General features: G+C 40.4%; 21 protein-coding genes. 2 read left to right on the top strand and 19 right to left on the bottom strand.

Annotation, left to right across the window (positions count from 1 at the left end; all coding sequences use genetic code 11):
* Positions 1–8: 8 nt before the first annotated feature.
* From msrB to rsgA, 3 genes are all read right to left on the bottom strand, one after another.
* Positions 9–449, bottom strand: coding sequence for a peptide-methionine (R)-S-oxide reductase MsrB (gene msrB / locus BFI01S_RS07580; protein WP_061792062.1), 441 nt, complete (start codon positions 447–449; stop codon positions 9–11).
* Positions 449–985 (bottom strand): peptide-methionine (S)-S-oxide reductase MsrA, encoded by a 537-nt coding sequence (msrA, locus tag BFI01S_RS07575; RefSeq protein ID WP_061792061.1) that lies wholly within the window; start codon positions 983–985, stop codon positions 449–451. Before msrA ends, msrB begins: the two co-directional genes overlap by 1 nt.
* A gap of 138 nt (positions 986–1,123) precedes the next feature.
* Positions 1,124–2,182: a ribosome small subunit-dependent GTPase A gene (gene rsgA, locus BFI01S_RS07570; protein ID WP_061792060.1), complete on the bottom strand. Its 1,059-nt coding sequence runs from the start codon at positions 2,180–2,182 to the stop codon at positions 1,124–1,126.
* 322 nt (positions 2,183–2,504) lie between these two features.
* Between rsgA and BFI01S_RS07565 the strand changes: the two genes are divergently transcribed.
* Positions 2,505–3,275, top strand: coding sequence for a DUF4397 domain-containing protein (locus tag BFI01S_RS07565; protein WP_061792059.1), 771 nt, complete (start codon positions 2,505–2,507; stop codon positions 3,273–3,275).
* Positions 3,276–3,340: 65 nt separating this feature from the next.
* On the opposite strand, the gene BFI01S_RS07560 is transcribed toward BFI01S_RS07565, so the two are convergent.
* From BFI01S_RS07560 to ilvA, 9 genes are all read right to left on the bottom strand, one after another.
* Positions 3,341–3,922, bottom strand: coding sequence for a YpmS family protein (locus BFI01S_RS07560; RefSeq protein WP_061792058.1), 582 nt, complete (start codon positions 3,920–3,922; stop codon positions 3,341–3,343).
* On the bottom strand, positions 3,912–4,751 hold the full coding sequence (locus BFI01S_RS07555) for an SGNH/GDSL hydrolase family protein (protein ID WP_061792057.1): 840 nt from the start codon (positions 4,749–4,751) through the stop codon (positions 3,912–3,914). Before BFI01S_RS07555 ends, BFI01S_RS07560 begins: the two co-directional genes overlap by 11 nt.
* A gap of 122 nt (positions 4,752–4,873) precedes the next feature.
* Positions 4,874–5,455 carry an SCO family protein gene (locus BFI01S_RS07550; protein WP_061792056.1) on the bottom strand — a complete coding sequence of 194 codons (582 nt, stop codon included), beginning with the start codon at positions 5,453–5,455 and terminating at the stop codon, positions 4,874–4,876.
* 132 nt (positions 5,456–5,587) lie between these two features.
* Positions 5,588–6,586, bottom strand: coding sequence for a nucleoside hydrolase (locus BFI01S_RS07545; RefSeq protein ID WP_373682877.1), 999 nt, complete (start codon positions 6,584–6,586; stop codon positions 5,588–5,590).
* Between the two features lie 112 nt (positions 6,587–6,698).
* Positions 6,699–7,544: a DegV family protein gene (locus BFI01S_RS07540; protein ID WP_061792054.1), complete on the bottom strand. Its 846-nt coding sequence runs from the start codon at positions 7,542–7,544 to the stop codon at positions 6,699–6,701.
* Positions 7,545–7,685: 141 nt separating this feature from the next.
* Positions 7,686–7,937: a DUF2535 family protein gene (locus BFI01S_RS07535; protein WP_035331400.1), complete on the bottom strand. Its 252-nt coding sequence runs from the start codon at positions 7,935–7,937 to the stop codon at positions 7,686–7,688.
* Positions 7,938–8,026: 89 nt separating this feature from the next.
* On the bottom strand, positions 8,027–8,764 hold the full coding sequence (gene tatC / locus BFI01S_RS07530; RefSeq protein WP_061792053.1) for a twin-arginine translocase subunit TatC: 738 nt from the start codon (positions 8,762–8,764) through the stop codon (positions 8,027–8,029).
* An 85-nt stretch (positions 8,765–8,849) separates the two neighbouring features.
* Positions 8,850–9,047: a twin-arginine translocase TatA/TatE family subunit gene (locus BFI01S_RS07525; protein ID WP_035331398.1), complete on the bottom strand. Its 198-nt coding sequence runs from the start codon at positions 9,045–9,047 to the stop codon at positions 8,850–8,852.
* 144 nt (positions 9,048–9,191) lie between these two features.
* Positions 9,192–10,460, bottom strand: a complete 1,269-nt coding sequence (gene ilvA / locus BFI01S_RS07520) for a threonine ammonia-lyase IlvA (protein ID WP_061792052.1) — start codon at positions 10,458–10,460, stop codon at positions 9,192–9,194.
* A gap of 172 nt (positions 10,461–10,632) precedes the next feature.
* On the opposite strand from ilvA, the gene BFI01S_RS07515 reads away from it, so the two are divergent.
* On the top strand, positions 10,633–10,869 hold the full coding sequence (locus BFI01S_RS07515; RefSeq protein ID WP_061792051.1) for a hypothetical protein: 237 nt from the start codon (positions 10,633–10,635) through the stop codon (positions 10,867–10,869).
* Between the two features lie 43 nt (positions 10,870–10,912).
* Here the strand turns inward: BFI01S_RS07515 and BFI01S_RS07510 are convergent, their stop codons facing one another.
* From BFI01S_RS07510 to BFI01S_RS07480, 7 genes are all read right to left on the bottom strand, one after another.
* Complete coding sequence (locus BFI01S_RS07510; protein ID WP_061792050.1) at positions 10,913–11,644, bottom strand: lysophospholipid acyltransferase family protein; 732 nt, start codon at positions 11,642–11,644, stop codon at positions 10,913–10,915.
* 116 nt (positions 11,645–11,760) lie between these two features.
* Entirely contained in the window at positions 11,761–12,246 is a 486-nt protein-coding gene (locus tag BFI01S_RS07505) for a dihydrofolate reductase (protein ID WP_061792049.1), read from the bottom strand.
* Positions 12,243–13,037: a thymidylate synthase gene (locus tag BFI01S_RS07500; protein ID WP_061792048.1), complete on the bottom strand. Its 795-nt coding sequence runs from the start codon at positions 13,035–13,037 to the stop codon at positions 12,243–12,245. Before BFI01S_RS07500 ends, BFI01S_RS07505 begins: the two co-directional genes overlap by 4 nt.
* 91 nt (positions 13,038–13,128) lie before the next feature.
* Positions 13,129–13,830, bottom strand: coding sequence for an anthrax toxin lethal factor-related metalloendopeptidase (locus BFI01S_RS07495; protein WP_061792047.1), 702 nt, complete (start codon positions 13,828–13,830; stop codon positions 13,129–13,131).
* Between the two features lie 231 nt (positions 13,831–14,061).
* The gene (locus tag BFI01S_RS07490) at positions 14,062–14,673 is read right to left on the bottom strand and encodes a TerD family protein (protein WP_061792046.1); all 612 of its coding nucleotides are present in this window, start codon (positions 14,671–14,673) and stop codon (positions 14,062–14,064) included.
* Positions 14,674–14,725: 52 nt separating this feature from the next.
* Positions 14,726–15,832, bottom strand: coding sequence for a toxic anion resistance protein (locus BFI01S_RS07485; protein ID WP_061792045.1), 1,107 nt, complete (start codon positions 15,830–15,832; stop codon positions 14,726–14,728).
* A 2-nt stretch (positions 15,833–15,834) separates the two neighbouring features.
* Positions 15,835–17,472, bottom strand: coding sequence for a YceG family protein (locus tag BFI01S_RS07480; RefSeq protein ID WP_061792097.1), 1,638 nt, complete (start codon positions 17,470–17,472; stop codon positions 15,835–15,837).
* Positions 17,473–18,077: the final 605 nt, after the last annotated feature.

Here is an 18,077-nt window from a genome sequence, read left to right as displayed (position 1 = left end):
TCCAATTCTTAGTTTTCATTATTAAATAGACGCAGATATTCTTTGTAGCCTTCTTCCTCGAGTTTTTCCTTAGGGATAAACCTGAGTGCAGCAGAATTAATGCAATAACGGAGGCCTGCAGGTCCCGGCCCATCATCAAAAACATGACCAAGATGGGAATCAGCTGATTTGCTTCTCACTTCTGTTCTGACCATAAAGTGACTGCGGTCTTCTTTTTCCACAACTTCTTCATCCTGTATGGGTTTTGTAAAGCTGGGCCAGCCGCATCCTGCGTCATATTTATCGTTTGAGCTGAAGAGAGGCTTTCCGGAAACGATATCCACATAAATCCCATCTTTAAATTCATTCCAATACTCATTGCGGAATGGCGGCTCTGTGCCATTATTCTGAGTTACTTCATATTGCATGGGATCAAGTTTCTGCTTTAAATCTTCTCTATTTTTTGCCATTATTCTTCACCCCAATGTTTATTAATAAATGCTTTTCTTCCAGAGCCGGTTTGATAAGCATTGTATCTATCCGGATTTTTTTTGTAATAGTGCTGATGATATTCTTCTGCAGGATAAAAGTCTGAAGCAGGCAGAATCCTGGTAACAATCGGTTTTGTAAATGGACCAGTTTCTTCAAGCTTTTGTTTCGATTCTTCTGCTAACTTCTTTTGTTTTTCATTGTGATAAAATATCGCTGTCTGATAGGATTGGCCGCGATCATAGAACTGCCCGCCTGCATCTGTAGGGTCAATCTGCTGCCAATATAGTTCAAGCAGCTTTTCATATGGGTAGACCTCAGGATCAAATGTGATCTGAACCGCTTCATAATGGCCAGTTGTTTCCGAACAGACTTGCTGGTAAGTAGGGTTTTCTACATTCCCTCCGGTATATCCGGATAGTACTTCTTTTATTCCAGGCTGTTCATCAAAAGGCTTTACCATGCACCAGAAGCAGCCTCCTGCGAAGCTTGCCTTTTCGTATTGTTTCTCTGTCATTCTGCTCCACCTCTTTCCGGCACTTTTCTATCTTTTACTTTTTCCCTTAAAATGATGATTTAAAGCTATATACATAAGATTAATGAAAAGAATCATTTTATGCAAAAGAAACCTCTTTACAAAGAGGTTTCTGAATCTTTACATTCTTTTATTCTTTGCTCCAGCACTTATTTTTTTCCAGCGTTTGCGTTCTTCAGATTGGGCTCGTTTATCCTGCTTTCTATCCAGATATGCGAGTTCCTTGAGAAGCTTCTTATAGCTGGAAAGACGTGCTCCTGATATGCTTCCTTCTTCTATTAGCATATGCACAGCGCATCCCGGCTCATTTTCATGTGTACAGTCCCTGAATCTGCAATTTTCAGCGGCTTTCTCAATATCTGTGAAGCTTTCTGAAAGACCGCTTTCGCTTTCCCACAGCTGAAGCTCTCTCATTCCTGGGGTATCAATCAGTATGGCACCCTCAGGAAGAAGGATGAGCTCCCTGTGAGTAGTTGTATGCTTTCCTTTGTCATCACTTATTCGAATATCCTGGACCTTTTGCTTTTCCGCACCAAGAAGGTAATTGGTAAGAGTGGACTTTCCAACACCCGAAGAGCCGAGCAGTGCGATTGTTTTTCCAGGCTCCAAAAACGGCTTAAGCAGGTCTATTCCCTTCTCTTCCATCACACTGATTGAGAGAACAGGAACACCCATGGCGACGGTGTCCACCTCAGCAAGCTTTTCCTCCAGATTCTCACAAAGGTCAGCCTTGGTAAGAACAATCACTGGAGCTGCCCCGCTTTCCCATGTTAAAAGCAAATAACGTTCCAGTCTTCTTAAATTTAGATCCTCATTAAGTGAATTAACCAGGAATATGGTATCTACATTAGCAGCTACAATTTGTTCTTCCGTATTCACCCCTGCTGCCTTCCTTGAAAATTTGCTTTTTCTTGGAAGGACAGCATGAATAGTACCCCGCTGTTCATCCGCTCTTTCTTTGATGACAACCCAGTCACCTACAGCAGGAAAATCCTCCCTTGATGATGCATCGAAAGAAAATTTTCCTGATACTTCACAGAGCATTTCACCCTTATCTGTCCATACACGATACATTCTTTTATGCTCTAAAGCCACCCGGCCCATTTGATATTCTTTTTCTTCATACGCTGAAAAAGCCTCTTTAAAAAAGGGATCGAATCCAAGTTTATTAATTGTCAATGTTTGTTCCTCCATGCTTATCGAATATTTTTTTACATACGAAAAACCATAGGCAATCAGCCCATGGTTTGATCATGCAAAGTTCAATAAGCAGAAAAAAACAATCTGGTCCGCTCGATTAAACGAATTCCATTTGGGCTGTGCCTGAATTATTTACAATGGACGTATTTGCGTAAAATTCTCTTGTCATAGCACATCACCCGCTTTCGTTTATTTGTTTATATTATATGGAATTTCGATCCAGAAGTAAAGTCCATTTATTTATTGTGGCATTCACACAGGGAGAAGCATATGGTATTAAAGCAGATTTAGGAGGGAAATTATGCCTACTGAGAGAAATCAGCAGTGGTACTTACAAAAAGCGGCAAAATATGATCTTTTGGCTCAGTATTTTAAATACATTGATGCAGCACAGCATATTGCTTATTACCATAAACATTTACATTGCCTCAATCAGGCTTTTCGAATGATGCGTACAAATAATTCTGCGCCTTCTGAAGAAGCTCATCAGGGACAGCAGGCACGAGTACGGATGTTCCATGGTTCCCCTGATTCCGGTCCGATTGATATTTATATAAATGGCACGCGAATTTTAAAGGACTTTTCATATAAAGAAGCAAGCGGTTATGCTGTACTGCCTGCCGGCAAGCATCAGATAGACATATATCCGGCTGGCAGCATGGTTTCCACTCTTTTAAGCAGAAAAATCACTGCCGCTGCAGATAACGTGTATACAATTGCGGCTGCAGGAAATGCAGCAAACTTAAAGCTTGTCTTATTAGAAGATCACCCTGAAGTGCCTGCCGGCGAAACAAAAGTAAGATTTATCCACCTGTCACCCGATGCTCCTGCAGTTGATATTGGCGTAAAAAACAGGGATGTTGTTTTCCCCAATATCGCTTTCAGGCAGGCAAGCAGGTACATGGCATTAACTCCAATGACTGTCGACCTGGAAGCCAGGGTAGCAGGAACCCCTAATGCAGTGCTGTCAATCCCTCGAGTGCAATTTAAAGCAGACCAGGCCTACACCCTGCTGGCTGTAGGTTCCGTTGCCAAAGAGCCTGAGCTGGAAGCAATTATCATTTCAGATTAATGCTTTCCGCCAATCAAAAGATCAAAAAAGGGAACCCCTCCAAAGCTCGGAAGGATTCCCTTTTCTCATTTAACCGGAACAAGAAGGGTAAAACGAATATCATCCTGCTTTAAATTAAATTCATTTACTTTTACTTTCACATCACTTTTCAGCTTCATTTCCTGCAGTGACACATAGATTCTTTCTTTCTGCGGCTGAATGGTAACACCTTCCGGAAGCTTGTAGCGGTCTTTTACCAGCTTCAGAACATGTGAAACAGGAAGATTCAGCTGCCCAACAGATATAGACTTTTGCTGAAGGACAACATCTCCATTCTGCAAGGCTTCTGGTTCAAATGACAGTTTCATCTGCAGATCCTGGCTGAAGAAAGGGATTGTGCCATATAAATCAACTTCATCATTTAGAAGGACCTTGTAATCTATTGCTCCTGTCAGCCCTTCTTTTTCAAGATAGTGGTTAATAACTCTATTCAAATCTTCTTTATTGGCTTTTATGTTAAAAGGAACATAATTATCACTATTCTCGGTGACCGCTGTGTAGTCTTCGTCATCTGCCGGCATACTGATAAAAATAAACAGCACAGCTAAAACGAGTGCATTAATGGCCAGCAGTGCAAAAAACAGCTTTTTCCATTTTCTATCTTTCAATCAGCTTCTCTCCATTTCCTTCGGCTTCCCTTTTATACGGAATTTCTTTCAGCACTTCCTCTGTGAGGATTTGATGGACCCGTCCAGCTATTAATTCATAGCCTTTATCATTTGGATGAAAATAGTCTGTAAATAAAAGATTTTCATCGGTATTTTCAAATATATCATCTATTTCAACAAAATAAGTCCCCGGATAATTTTTCAAAATATCCTGACTTGTGTCATTCCAATCTCCAAGAATAGCATTAATTTCCGTTATTTCTGAAAACCATTTTAAAAAGGGATTATATAAGCCTATTAAAACAATTTTACTATTTGGGTTTACCTCTTTAATTGAATCTAAAACCTCGGTCAGATTTTGTTCATAGATTTCCTTTTCCTTGGCAAAGGCCCTCAGCTTCAGGTTCGAAAAATTCTCACGGACAACTTTCATAACGTCATTGCCGCCAATGGTTATGATCACCGCGTCTGCATTCTTCACAACATCTTTTACTTCATCTGTCCCCAGCTTTTTCAATAATTGATCGGAACGATTGCCTTTTACACCGAAATTATAAAAAACAGCGTCTTGAACACTTTTGTCTTTTTCCAGTGACATTTCAAGATATGGCACGTAACCTCCACGTTCAGTACTGTCTCCAACCCCCTGGGTTAAAGAGTCCCCTACTGCAGCAACAGTAAGGTTTCGAGGGAAAAAATCCAATGGTATTTCTTCTTTAACTGTCAGGCGGGATTCTTTTACGGAATGATTTGTATCGCTGTGGTTAACTGAACTGCAGGAGGCGAGAAGCAGCATGATCAAAAAGATGAAGGTGAATTTTTTTATCATACTATCACCTGCCCATTTTTCTCATTCATATTATAACATGTAACTCAAATTTAAAAATAATTCGCATTGTCCCTGCAGCAGCACGAACTAAACAGAAAAGAAAAATAGACCTTGTCCAAGGTCTATTGCAATGCTTTAATATCATTCATAATTTCATCTAATGGAATTTCATTAAGACCAGTATAGTATTTCATTACTTTTCCATTCTGGTCAACAAGATAAAAATCTGTTCCATGGATAACCTGATCACCTGTTTGCGGCTTTTTCACAATGGTTTTGAAGTATTCCATAGCATATTTCTCAATTTCTTCCTGGTCATAACCGGTCAGAAAATGCCAATTGCTGAAATATGCATTGTATGTAGATGCAAATTCCTTTAAAACTTCAGGTGTATCCACTTTTGGATCCACACTGAATGAAACAAATTCAATATTTTTAATGCCTTCCTTCTCAGCCAAATCCTGAAGCTTCTTCATATTAGCTGTCATGGGCATACATACATCTTCGCAATTGGTAAAAATAAAGTCGGCTACCCAAACCTTGCCCTCAAGATCCTTCAAACCAAATTCTTTATTATCCTGATTTGTATACGTAAAATCAGCCAGTTCCCAATTTAACGCGTCCTTAATGCCGCTCTGTCCGCATGCTGAAAGGACTGCTAGCATAAAAGCAGAAACCATTACAGCAAAAACTCTTTGTCTCATACATTCACCTGCTTTAATTAGTTACGATGCTAATTTTAGCAAATATTCATGAAAGAAGAAAGAAGTTCTTATGACAAACTTGTGAAAAGGAACCTTTCTTTCTATTATCGCGAATTAATGGATGAAAAACTTTTAAGTTGGTTTCGTTTTATGGTTCGTCATAATCTCATAAAATGTTCTGATGAAATTTGAATAATTAAATTGCACTGCAATCCGATGTATCCGGTATTTCATCTTGTTTTCCGGAGGGACATTTCTAAAGTCTCCGATGCTCTGGCCAAACGCCTCCCCTTTGTCAGTAATTATCTTTACCGGTACATCCTGATATTGAATGTCAGCCCCGTCAAGCATTGCCCAAAATGTAAATAAATCGTGCATGGGACTTCCGCTTATGCCTGGATAGGTTTCCTTATAAAAATTGAAATAATAATCAACCATTGGCTTAAGAATCAAGCCGACTTTATTTTGCACTTTTTGATAATAGGCATCAAGAGAATCGATAAGTGCTGGAGTAATGATTGCAGACATGGTTACATCCAGAGGAAAGACATGAATCTTCTTCGGTGCATTAGCAAACACAACATTAGCCGCATACGGGTCCCCATAAAAATTTGCTTCAGCCACTGGAGTCACATTGCCCGGAACATTGAATGCCCCTCCCATAATATAAAAGTCACTGACTTTACTCATAAGTCCCGGATAAAGGATAAAGGCCGTCGCCAATGAAGAAAGTCTTCCTACATTAACGATTGTTATATCATTTTCATAGTTCTCAATCAGTTCCTTAAAATCATCGAAGTTTTCAAACATGTTATTGGAATTCTCCAGGTTAGGAATAATCGGACCCAGCCCTTCTTTGCCGTGAACATCCGGATAAAACACCGGAACCTCGCCGGTTAAAGGCAATACGGCTCCGCTGAATACAGGAGTATTTTGTCCGGTTAATTCACGAAGGTAAGCAGCATTTCGGACAGCATCCTCCCTGGAAACATTTCCATAATCAGCAACAATCCCGACGATATTGATTTCCTCTGAGAAAAAGGCAAATATAACCGCAACAAAATCGTCAATGCCAAAGTCACTAAACAACAAAACATTTTTCCTCTTCAATCCTACACCCCCATAATTCATTTTATTCCGGGGATATTCAAGAATGGCAAATATTTTCAATTAGTAAAAAGTATGTATTATGATTGACTGCGCAAAAAAAACGCATAGCCTGATGAGCTATGCGTACGCTTTATTAATCTTCCAGATAATACATAAATCCAATCGCACCTGGCCCAGTATGTGTACTGATAATTGGGGTCGTTTCTTCGATTTCAACCTCTGCATCAGCATCAAGCCCTTCAATTAAATTCTTCAGTTTAGAAGCTAACTCAATGCCTTCTGCATGTACAAGGCCTACACCTTTTATTGTTTTCCCTTTAATATCCCCGGCAAATTGCTTGGCCAAATATTTGGCAACCTGGGTATGACTTCTAACTTTAGCGACAGGTGTATATACCCCGCCTTCAAGCGATGCAATCGGTTTAATATTCAGCAAGGATCCGATCATGGCTTTGCCTTTACCGATTCTTCCGCCTTTAACGAGATTTTCCAAAGTATCCACAACTACAAACAATTTAGTGTTAGCGCGAACGGTTTCCAGGCGGCTGACAATTTCCTGAATAGCTTTTCCTTCCCTGGCCATTTTTGCAGCCTCTATTACCTGAAAAGCCAGTGCTTTGGAGATATACCTGGAATCTACTACTGTAACATTTGCATGTGACATAGCTGCCGCACTTTCCGCTGATTGAACAGTTCCGCTCATTCCGCCAGTCATATGGATGGAAAGAATTTCATAGCCCTGGTCACCAAACCTGTCATACACCTCTGCGAAGACTCCCGCAGGAGGCTGTGAGCTTTTTGGCAGTTCATGAGATTCTTTCATCTTTTTCATGAATTCAGCTGGAGTAATATCTACCCGATCCAGATATGTATTTCCATCAATGTGAATAGATAGAGGAACGACTTCAATATCGAATTCTTCAATCAATTCTCTTGATAGATCCACTGTAGAATCTGTAACAATTTTAATCTTAGCCATTTTGCCTTCACTTCCCTGCATTTACAATTAGTTCATATTATACATTTAAGCAAAATACAAATAAAGCAATAAATACAAAGCTTTTCTTACTTAGCCTCCGATGACCAAAAAAAAACCGGCTGGCTGCCGGCATCAATGTTGTTAAGCGTTATTTTTTAATTCTGGAGCCTTAAAAATCTCTTCATAGACCGGCCATTTTAAGACTCGTTTTAAATATTCCCTAAAGGAATGGTTCTTACATGTCTTTTCATTGGCATTAGTGGCCGCTATGAATGTTTTCAAACGGACTTGGATCATAAAATAATAAGGGCTATCTTTTGCCAACACAGGAATTTCAATAATTTTTACCTTCTGTCCAACAGCATTTTTGAACTCTAGGCTTTTAAATAGCAAAATATCAATCCTCTTTTTCACCCGTTTGTTTATATTATACCCCAAATAAGGCTCGAAATGTGTCTGATTGTGCTATCCCATTAATTTTTTTATGAAGATGCCTCTCCTGAATTCTCTTGCTTTTTCAGCTTTCTTTTATAGACAATTTTTGATAAGTTGATGCTTATTTCATAAAGCAGCAGCAAGGGAATGGTAACAAGAATATCAGACATGAAGTCTGGAGGTGATATAATGACCGAAATTACGATAAGAACAAAATAAGCATATTTCCTGATTTTTGTAAGCACATACGGATTAAGGATCCCAAGCGAAGTCAGGAACATGATGACGACTGGGAGTTCAAATAAAACTCCAAATGGCAAAGTCATATTAAGGACAAAGCGGAAATATTTATCCGCAGTAAAATTGGCCTCAAACATTTCGCCCCCCAGCTCTACAAGAAAGCTTAATACGGTTGGGAAAATGACAAAATACCCAAAGCAAAGGCCTGTAATAAACAGGATAAACAATGCAGGCACATAAGAAAGAGAAATCTTCCGCTCATGCTCTGTCAGGGCAGGCTTGACAAACAGCCAAATCTGCAAAGCCAGAACAGGTATTGTCGCTGCAACGGCAATAACTGTGGCAAGCATAAAGTAAACCCAGATAATATCACTTGGGCCCAGAACAATCAATTTAACGTCCAGGTCTCTTACCAGCCATTTATAAATATCCTCCACAAACACAAAGCCTGCAATAAAGAACAGGATAAATGCTGATGCCGTTATAATGAGTCTTTTTCTTAATTCATCTAGATGTTCGACTAAATTTAACTCTTTTTCTTCCATACGATTCTCCTGCTAATTTTATATCTGGCCCAGCCTGTTGTATCTTAACCAAAACAAAAAGGTGCAAGAAGTATATCCTTACACCTTATTTAACCGTTTTTTTCTTAGTATCCTGTTCAAGCTCATCCATCACGTCACTGGTCAGGTCTCGGGTAGATTTTTTAAATTCTCTTAGTGTTTCACCAAAAGCACGGCCAATTTCCGGCAGTTTCTTTGGACCGAATATGATTAACGCCAAAACAAGGATTAAAATTAATCCTGGTACACCGATATTTGAAAGCATATTCACATCTCCTTTAAAGTACTTCCCTTTTGAATCTAATACGATTATAGTACTTTTCAAAGGAAATGTCACAGATATCAAAAAAATTCATATTTCAGTCACATATCTTATTAAATAATAGGGATCTGCCAGTCGTCCGGGTACTTATACAAGCAGATGAAAAAGGTTGCTGTCTTTGTTTATCTCTTTGTAAGTGAATCCCTTTTTATTCATTCTCACAATGAGGTCGCTATAGTCTTCCCTATGCTTCAGCTCAATTCCTACAAGAGCCGGACCATTTTCTTTATTATTTTTTTTCGTATATTCAAAACGTGTAATATCGTCCGTCGGACCAAGAACTTCGTCAAGGAACTCTCTTAATGCCCCTGCCCTTTGGGGGAAATTCACTATGAAATGGTAAAGCAGGCCTTCATAAAGCAGGGAACGCTCTTTAATTTCCTGCATGCGGCCAATATCATTATTGCCGCCGCTGATCACACAAACAACATTCTTTCCTTTAATTTGATCCCTGCACATATCCAATGCAGCAATCGGCAAAGCACCGGCAGGCTCTGCCACAATCGCATGCTCGTTATATAATTCAAGGATTGTCGTGCACACTTTCCCTTCAGGAACCATGAAAATATCATCAACAAGCTCATTGCAGATGTCATAAGTTTTTTCACCGACACACTTTACCGCAGCACCATCTACAAACTTATCAATCTCCCCGAGTGGTGCTACTGTTTGTACCCTGATTGCTTCGCTCATAGAGGGTGCTCCTTCAGGTTCAACTCCAATCATCTGCGTTTCCGGCGAGATGCTTTTTATGTAAGTGCTGAGTCCGGCCATTAATCCGCCTCCGCCAATGCTGGCAATAACAAAATCGACTTGCTCTTCACAATCGTTAAGCATCTCAACCGCAACTGTTCCCTGTCCTGCTATCACCATTTCATCATCAAACGGGTGAATAAATGCCCTGTCCTCCTCCGTGGCACATTTAAGAGCTTCGTGATAGGAATCATCAAAAGTGTCTCCAACTAGTATGATCTCCACTGAATCTCTCCCAAACAGCTCTACCTGGCTCACCTTCTGTCTCGGCGTGGTCGCCGGCATGAAGATCTTCCCCTGAACTCCGAGGTGTCTGCATGCATAGGCAACTCCCTGTGCATGATTCCCTGCGCTTGCACAGACTACACCATTTTCAAGCTCCTCTTCAGTTAAAGATTTCACTTTATAGTAGGCGCCTCTTAATTTAAATGAGCGGACATGCTGAAGATCTTCCCTTTTCAAATAAACATTGCACTCATACTTTTCTGATAGGCGTTCATTTTTCTGTAAAGGTGTATGGGCAACAATATCCTTTAGCTGCTGGTATGCAATTAAAATATCTTCCACCTGCACCCATTTTTTTGTCATCACTTTCTGTTCCATTTTGCCACCCTCTTCTTTACAAGTTATTAATTTGTACATTATACCATGACAAATCACGATTTCAATCCGGCTTTTTAAAAATTTACATTTTTCGAATTATTTTATGGATAGAAACTGATAAAACTGACATATAATAAGCAAAAGTTAATTTATATCTCAAAGGGGTGCAGGAATGGAGTTTTCTTTATGCAGTCTGGATAGCGCTTTGCCTGTGGAGGTAACAGTGGATGAAGATAACGGCAGGTATATGATTCGGAAAAGCGACACAAGTGGGGAGTACTTCAACAGTGCAGATGAATTAATAGAGTGGGTGAAAGCTAACTTTACCGCAGAAGAGTTTTGCGATCCCAGGGAATACCACGGAATGATTCAGAAGCTCACAGATTATTTAGTGAATCCGAATTTATAAATTTACCGCCTAAAAAGGCCCCTGACCGAATGGGGCCTTTTTCTTATGAAGCGATTTTTCTGTCAGAAAGACTGCTGCAGATTATTGCTCTTACTTCCTGTGCAAGAAACTTTGCATCCATATCTTTAACGATCTTGGCATTCACAGCTTTGCACACCCTGATTTCTATTTTAGCCGGCTTTATGAGTCTCCCATTCCTTTCAAAGGCATCTGCTGTCCCTTTAATGGATATTGGCACAATCGGAACACCTGCATCCTGTGCAAGTCTGAATCCGCCTACTTTAAATGGCCCTACCTTCCCTCCCCTGCTTCTCGTCCCTTCCGGGAAAATCAGGAGAGAGTGCCCCTGTTTTAAAAGCACTGCAGCATTCTTCAAAGAATCGATAGCACTCCTGCGATTGCTGCGATCAATAAAGACACAGTTCATGACTTCCATCCATGATGAGATGATGGGTGCTTTCCTCACTTCAACTTTCGATATAAAACCAAAAGGTTTATTAATAGATGCAAGAAGGACTGGAATATCAAAATCCCCTTCATGGTTGCAGACAATGACGACAGGCCCTTCTGGAATTAATTCCTGCCCCGTAATTTTTACTTGAGAGCCTGATATTTTCATTATTATCCTGGACCACCTTTGGGGCACATTATGGATGATGCGGTCGCGTTCTTCAACGGGGAGTGCTGAATTCAGGTTTCTCATCCGGGATAGAGCAGGCAGGCTATAAACCAAATATCCGCCCATATAAAGAAAAAAGATTATTAATCGAAGCATACATACCTCCAGTTGTTGGGATGGTTTACATTATATAATAATCAGGTTCCTTTCACTATATGTTTGCAGATTAAACGGTCAAAAAAGCAGCCCGCCGGTGCGGGCTGCTTTTAAGGTTATTTTCTTTTATAAATAAGGAATTCAAAATCATATGGATTTTTTTCATCCCTTGTGCCCTTCTCCCTTGAAAGAAGGTCCCATTCTGACATGTCCAATTCTGGAAAGTATGTGTCCCCTTCAAATTGGTCATAAATCATAGTCAGATATAGACGATCAGCTGAAGGAAGAATGGCTTTGAAAATCTCGGCACCGCCAATGACAAAGGTTTCATCTTCTCTATCGCCACTGTACTTCAGCAGCTCCTCAACTGTATGTACTACTGTGCATCCTTCACAGGAAAAGGATTTATTGCGGGTTATCACAATATTCTCTCTCCCCGGCAGAGGTCTCCCGATTGAATCCCAGGTTTTGCGTCCCATGGCAATCGGATGCCCCATCGTGGTTCTTTTAAAAAACTTTAAATCCTCAGGTAAATGCCAGGGAAGTTTATTATCCATGCCGATCACACGATTCTCATCCATTGCCCACATTAAAGAAATCATACACTGACAACTCCTTTAATGTGAGGATGCGGATTATAGTCTTTAAGCTGGAAATCGTCAAACTTAAAGCTGAAAATATCTTTCACCTCAGGATTAATCTTCATCTTTGGAAGCTTTCGGGGATCGCGGCTCAGCTGGAGGTTTACCTGTTCAAGATGATTCTGGTAAATATGCACATCACCGAAAGTATGAACAAATTCACCAGGCTCCAGATCGCAAACCTGGGCAACCATCATAGTCAGTAAAGCATAGGAAGCAATATTAAACGGCACGCCGAGAAAGACATCTGCAGATCTCTGATAAAGCTGGCAGGATAGCTTTCCATCTGCAGCGTAAAACTGGAATAGGCAGTGGCAAGGCGGCAAAGCCATCTTTTCAATTTCTCCAACATTCCATGCATTTACAATCAGGCGGCGGGAATCAGGATTTGTTTTGATTTGCTCAATCAGGCTCGTGATCTGATCAACTGTATTTCCATCAGCACCTGTCCAGGATCTCCACTGATGTCCATAAACGGGCCCTAGATTCCCTTCCTCGTCTGCCCACTCATTCCATATCCGCACACCATTGTCCTGAAGGTATTTCACATTTGTATCTCCATTTAAAAACCATAATAGCTCATGGATAATGGATTTTAGATGCAATTTCTTAGTAGTAACAAGCGGGAAGCCCTCCTGCAGGTCAAAGCGCATCTGATAACCAAACGTGCTTATTGTACCTGTGCCTGTACGGTCTTCTTTTTTAGTGCCATTTTCCAGGACATGCCTGCAAAGATCCAAATATTGTTTCATTTCAACCCAACCTTTTTAAGATACTCATTGCTATTGTACACAATTTGCGATTGTTTAACATTAGTTAAACATCATAAAAAAACAGGTAAAATCAGTTTAACTCTTTTATAAAATTATAGGTTTTCGGGGCATTCTCTCTTAATAATTCCCTCGATTCCCCTTCTGCAAAATACATGGCAAAAGCCTCAGCAAAATATTCTTCAGGGAAGGAAAGAAGATAATTTTGGCCCGGAAACAGTTTAGCTTTTTCAGCTTTCCACACAGAAAGAAACTTCTGATTAAATCGAATGCCATCGTACACATGACGATCAACAGAATGGGCAAGTTCATGAAGTTCCAGATTAACGGATCCATGACCTCTCCCCCTCTCACTGAAGCCTATTTTTACAAGGACTGTTTTTGCGCCGCCAATCCCCGGGACATCATCCCAAGTGGTATCCCCTGTATAGCCGCGCGGTATTACCCCTGTGAGATGCTGCGCTGTAGGATTATCAGTAAGTTTCCCCGTGAATAACTTCACCCTAATATCTTCACCCTCTATTTTGGAGAGCAGGGAAGCGGGCAGATGATCCACTCGGGAAATCATCTCTGCAGCCTCTCTCTCATCAAAAGGTTCGATAGGCACAATAAAGATTTCACCAAGCTGGCGTGGAGATTTCAGACTGAGAAACTCTTTAAGCTGGGAAGAATGCGGGTAATCCTTTAGTTTTATGCCGCCCATGGCAGCCTGAGAATTCCCGAGCAGTGCAAGGGAAATGATTATAATTGTAAATGTAAGTACCATTTTGCGCATGTTAAAAGCCCCTTCTGCTAATCTAAGATGTATAATTTGCGGGCAACAGAGCTCTTTGAAGTGTATAAGCTGCGGAACTGCCTGAATGGAGAAAAAATCTTTAACCGATCTGATATTCTATTAAAATTATAACATATGAAAGGAGGATAAATAGGAAACAAATGATGGGAAACTTTTATGAAAATTCAAAAAGGGCCCGAGTAATTTCGGGCCCCTTCTAAGTTTATTTTATTAAGAATAAGAGCGCACTACATCTGAAAGGCCGGGAGAAGCCGTCCCAGTACCAACTGCCGCAAACTTCCAATCGCTTCCATGGCGATAAATCTCTCCAACTATTAAGCTGGTACTTCCGCTGTAGTTGTCAGTCAGGTTGTAATGAATCAGTTCCTGATTGTTGCCGGAGTTTACTACTCTGATGAATGCATTTTGGATCATTCCGAAATGCTGCTTTCTCTTTACACTGTCATAAATGTTTACAACGAATACCATTTTGTGAATGTGTGCAGGCACTCTGCTTAAATCAATCAGCACCTGCTCGTCGTCTCCATTTCCTGCTCCTGTCAGATTGTCCCCCGTATGCTGGACACTTCCGTCGCTGCTTTTTAAATTGCCGAAGTAAATGACATCTTTATTGCTTTTAAGCTTTCCATTTTCACCAAGCATGATTACAGAAGCGTCACAGTCGATATTTGCTCCGCCGCCCCCTCCGAATAAAGATCCCAGGAGACCGCCGCCTCCGCTCTTTTGAACTGGATCCCAGCCTAATCCTACCATAATTTTAGATAATCCCGGATTTCCTTTAGTTAAGTCAACACGCTGGCCTTTTTGAAGATTTATTGCCATATCAATTCCACCTCGTCAATAATTTATATTTTATTTAAAAATGTGCAGCTGACTAACCCTGCTGCTTCATTTTTTTAAAATTGTCCTGGAGCTGTTCCAGTCTCCTGGTTCCTTCTTCCCGCAGACGTTTGTTTTCTTCTTCTATCGATTTTGTCTCCTGCATACCTTTCATGATGATATTCCAGGATTCCTCAATCGTTTCAATCTTAATACTTGGACCGCCTGCCAATCTTGCAATATCAGCACTTTGGTTTGAAATATTCTGCGCATTGCGCACCAGCATTTCATTTGTCCGTCTGTCCAGTTCGCTCATAGAATCAGCAACAAGCTTTTGTCTTTTCGCTGCGACTGCCTGAATCAGACCGTTTTTAAAGATTGGAATAGTGGTTACAAAGGCAGAATTAATCTTACCGATAAGCTTGGTATTTCCTCTCTGAAGCAGCCGGATTTGCGGTGCTGTCTGAAGGGCAACCATTTTAGCCATTTCAAGATCATAAACTCTTTGCTCGAGTAAATCGACGGCATTTCTTAACGTATCAAGCTGCATCGAAGCCATCTGATCCCCCTGAGCAGACCGCGCTTCCAGCTGTGGAAGCTGATTGGCCTTTAAATCATCGGCTTTCATTTGTCCTGCAACAGCATATTTTTCGAGCGTCAGATAGTACTGATAATTTTGCTCATACATTTGTTCAAGCATGGTTGTGGAATCGACCATTTCACTTTGGTATTTGGAAATTTCAACATACACTTTATCAATTTCCGCACCCATTGTCTGGTATTTTCCGAAAAGCTTCTCAATCATTTTTTCTCCGCGCTTGAAAAGCTTGCCAAAGATGCCTTTAGGTCCCTGCTCGAAATCCTTCTTATCAAATTTGTCCATGATTCTGCCGAGCTGCTTTAAAAGTTCACCTGAATCTTCAACCTTTGTTGTTCTCATGTTGCTCAATATCTGGTCAGAGAAGCGGGAAATCTGAACAGCAGGCTCTTTGCCGAATTCAAGTATTTGAATTTGATCCTTCTCATCAATGGACCTGGCCAGATTTTGCACCTCAGGCTCCTGCCTTAAAGCAAGCTTAATTTCTGAAACGTTATTTTCGGTTAATTTATCATCCTGCAGCTGGGCTGTTAAATTTAGTTCTGTTGATTTGGTCGGATTCATTTTCAATCACCCTTTAAATTTTTTAATAATCCTTGAAAGAGAACCTTTTTTAGAAAGGATGGCTCCTTAAATTCCTGTTCAAAAACAACATCCTCAAGCCAGTGAACATCATATAAATCTTCCTCAATGAAGTTTTCAATGTCGTTATGGCCCGGCGGATTATACAGTACAATATCTATCCCAAATTGATTAAGCAGCAAAAGGAGTGCGGCATCTGATCTTACCATCGTCCCGTTCAGCTCGTTGTTATAGAGGATAATCTTAGGAACTTCCTGCGAGTAATCAAATTGCTGCATTAATTTTAGAATGCTCGGCGGAATTTGCAGGCTTTGGCTAAATAGATAAATCTTCAATTCTTCTTCCGATTCACCCGGCAGCGGCTTTAATCGCGGACGTTCACACATATTTCTAATGGCCTTTGCAATCCCATTTTGAAGGCCGCCAGGAAGCTGCTGATACCTCCAATAGTGTCCAGAAATGATTTTTTCAGGGTCAAGCTTTCCTTCCCTGTCCAGTGCATTGCGATAATGGAAACGAAAATCATTGTTGACGCTGTTTGTAAAAGGAAATCTCCTTATCAGCAGACTTTCTTCATATTGGCTGATCGTTTGTATTCGATCCCAGTATTCCTTGCGGTTCCTGCTGACTCCCTGGATCTTTGAAAAAACGGACGGTATCATAACCCTTCCATCCTTCACCTCAAAGTTTGGGCGGATCATAGCTTTCTCTTTAATTAAAATAAAAAGTTCATCATAAGTAGTTTTCAGGGTCACAGAAGAAGGTGTATACTCCCTAAGCTGCCAGGGTTTATAAAGGCCTGAACCCTCATGGTTAAGGATGGTTTCTATTTCCCTGGATGCCCTATAGGCGACTGTAGCACTCCTTCTTCTCTTTTCCTGCGGGAAAGGTTCAGGCTTTTTCTTTTCAGGATAATGATGTACAAAAGAATCCTGAACTTCCTGACCCATCTCTGCAAAAAGGTCTTCTCCTGAAGGAGAAAAATAAAGAATATCGCACCCGATTTGAATTAAGTAGTACAAAAAGTAATAATGACTCTTTTTCCCATTCCCGTACCAAAGGACTTTTGGCATACCCAATTTCGGGTCAATATCTTTAAGTTCTGTGCCTAAATGATTAGCGGACCACTTTATCACATCTACAAGCACTCTTCTTATATCCTGGTTTTTCAAGCCGCCTGATTCCTTTTCAGAAAACAGATTCAGCATAGTGATCATCGCTTCTCTTATTTTCCTGTGCAGAGAAGGTGAGGAAGATTTGAGCAGCAGCTGTTCGCCATCAAGAAAAGCAGCAAACCGGTTTATGGATAAATTCTGTTCCCGGTTAATATTCAGGACTTTTTGTATTGCCTGAAACTGCTGGTTATTAATCGTTTTATCCAGATGTTCATCACTAAGGAGGAGAAGCCCTGAATTCTGTGTGTGAATTAGATCAAAAAGACGATTATAATATTCATCTTCATCAAGGGGAACACCAAGAAATCTGGCAACAATTTGGCCAACATGCAGCGTTTGCTGTTCCTCTCTGTAACTTTCACGTTCATAATTAGGCTTTGTTAATTGAGAGCTCCAGTTTTCATATGTAACCTTTAAGATGTGAGTTTTAATTTGACTGTACGACAAGTTCAATAGTTATCCCTTCCCTCTATGAGCGAAAGATGCATTCTTATCATTTCATTCAGAAATTGCGTTTCAGATCCCGGATAATGGCACGGGACAAAAGATATGTAAACTTATTACCATCATATCATAGGAATACAGCCTTTTTCTAAAATGGTTTACTTTCTTTACGAATTAACAGTAAGAAAGTTTCATTCCGGCAATATTTTTCATTGCTGATAGACCTCAAATGGACTTTTTCACCTTTATCCCTGTCCCCGCATAAAGTGGAGTACTTTGTAAGAGGAAGGTGAGTCAGCATGAGGCTGCTTTTTCGAAGAGTGAGATATCGGGGGATTGATCATGATCTGGATATAATCAGGAATACTTTATGTTCAAGTTCCTTTGTTTTTATAGACATCTTTTTCTTGTCAATGATCCTTGCCATCTTCTCTTTTGCCAATTACCAGTCTATTCCCATCAGCAGCTTAATCTTTACAGGAAGCTATACTTTTTGCATCTGCTTATTTATCGTTTTAAAAAAATGGCTGAGGGACCAGCCGGACTAAACTCTTTCTTTCATACTATTTAGTATATTATTTAGAATTTCTTCCCCTGCTGCTGTCCCC

The organism is Cytobacillus firmus NBRC 15306, assembly GCF_001591465.1.
In the GTDB taxonomy this organism is placed as follows: domain Bacteria; phylum Bacillota; class Bacilli; order Bacillales; family Cytobacillaceae; genus Cytobacillus; species Cytobacillus firmus.
Note: the sequence above shows the minus strand (reverse complement) of the source record. Positions and strands in the feature narration are given on the sequence as shown.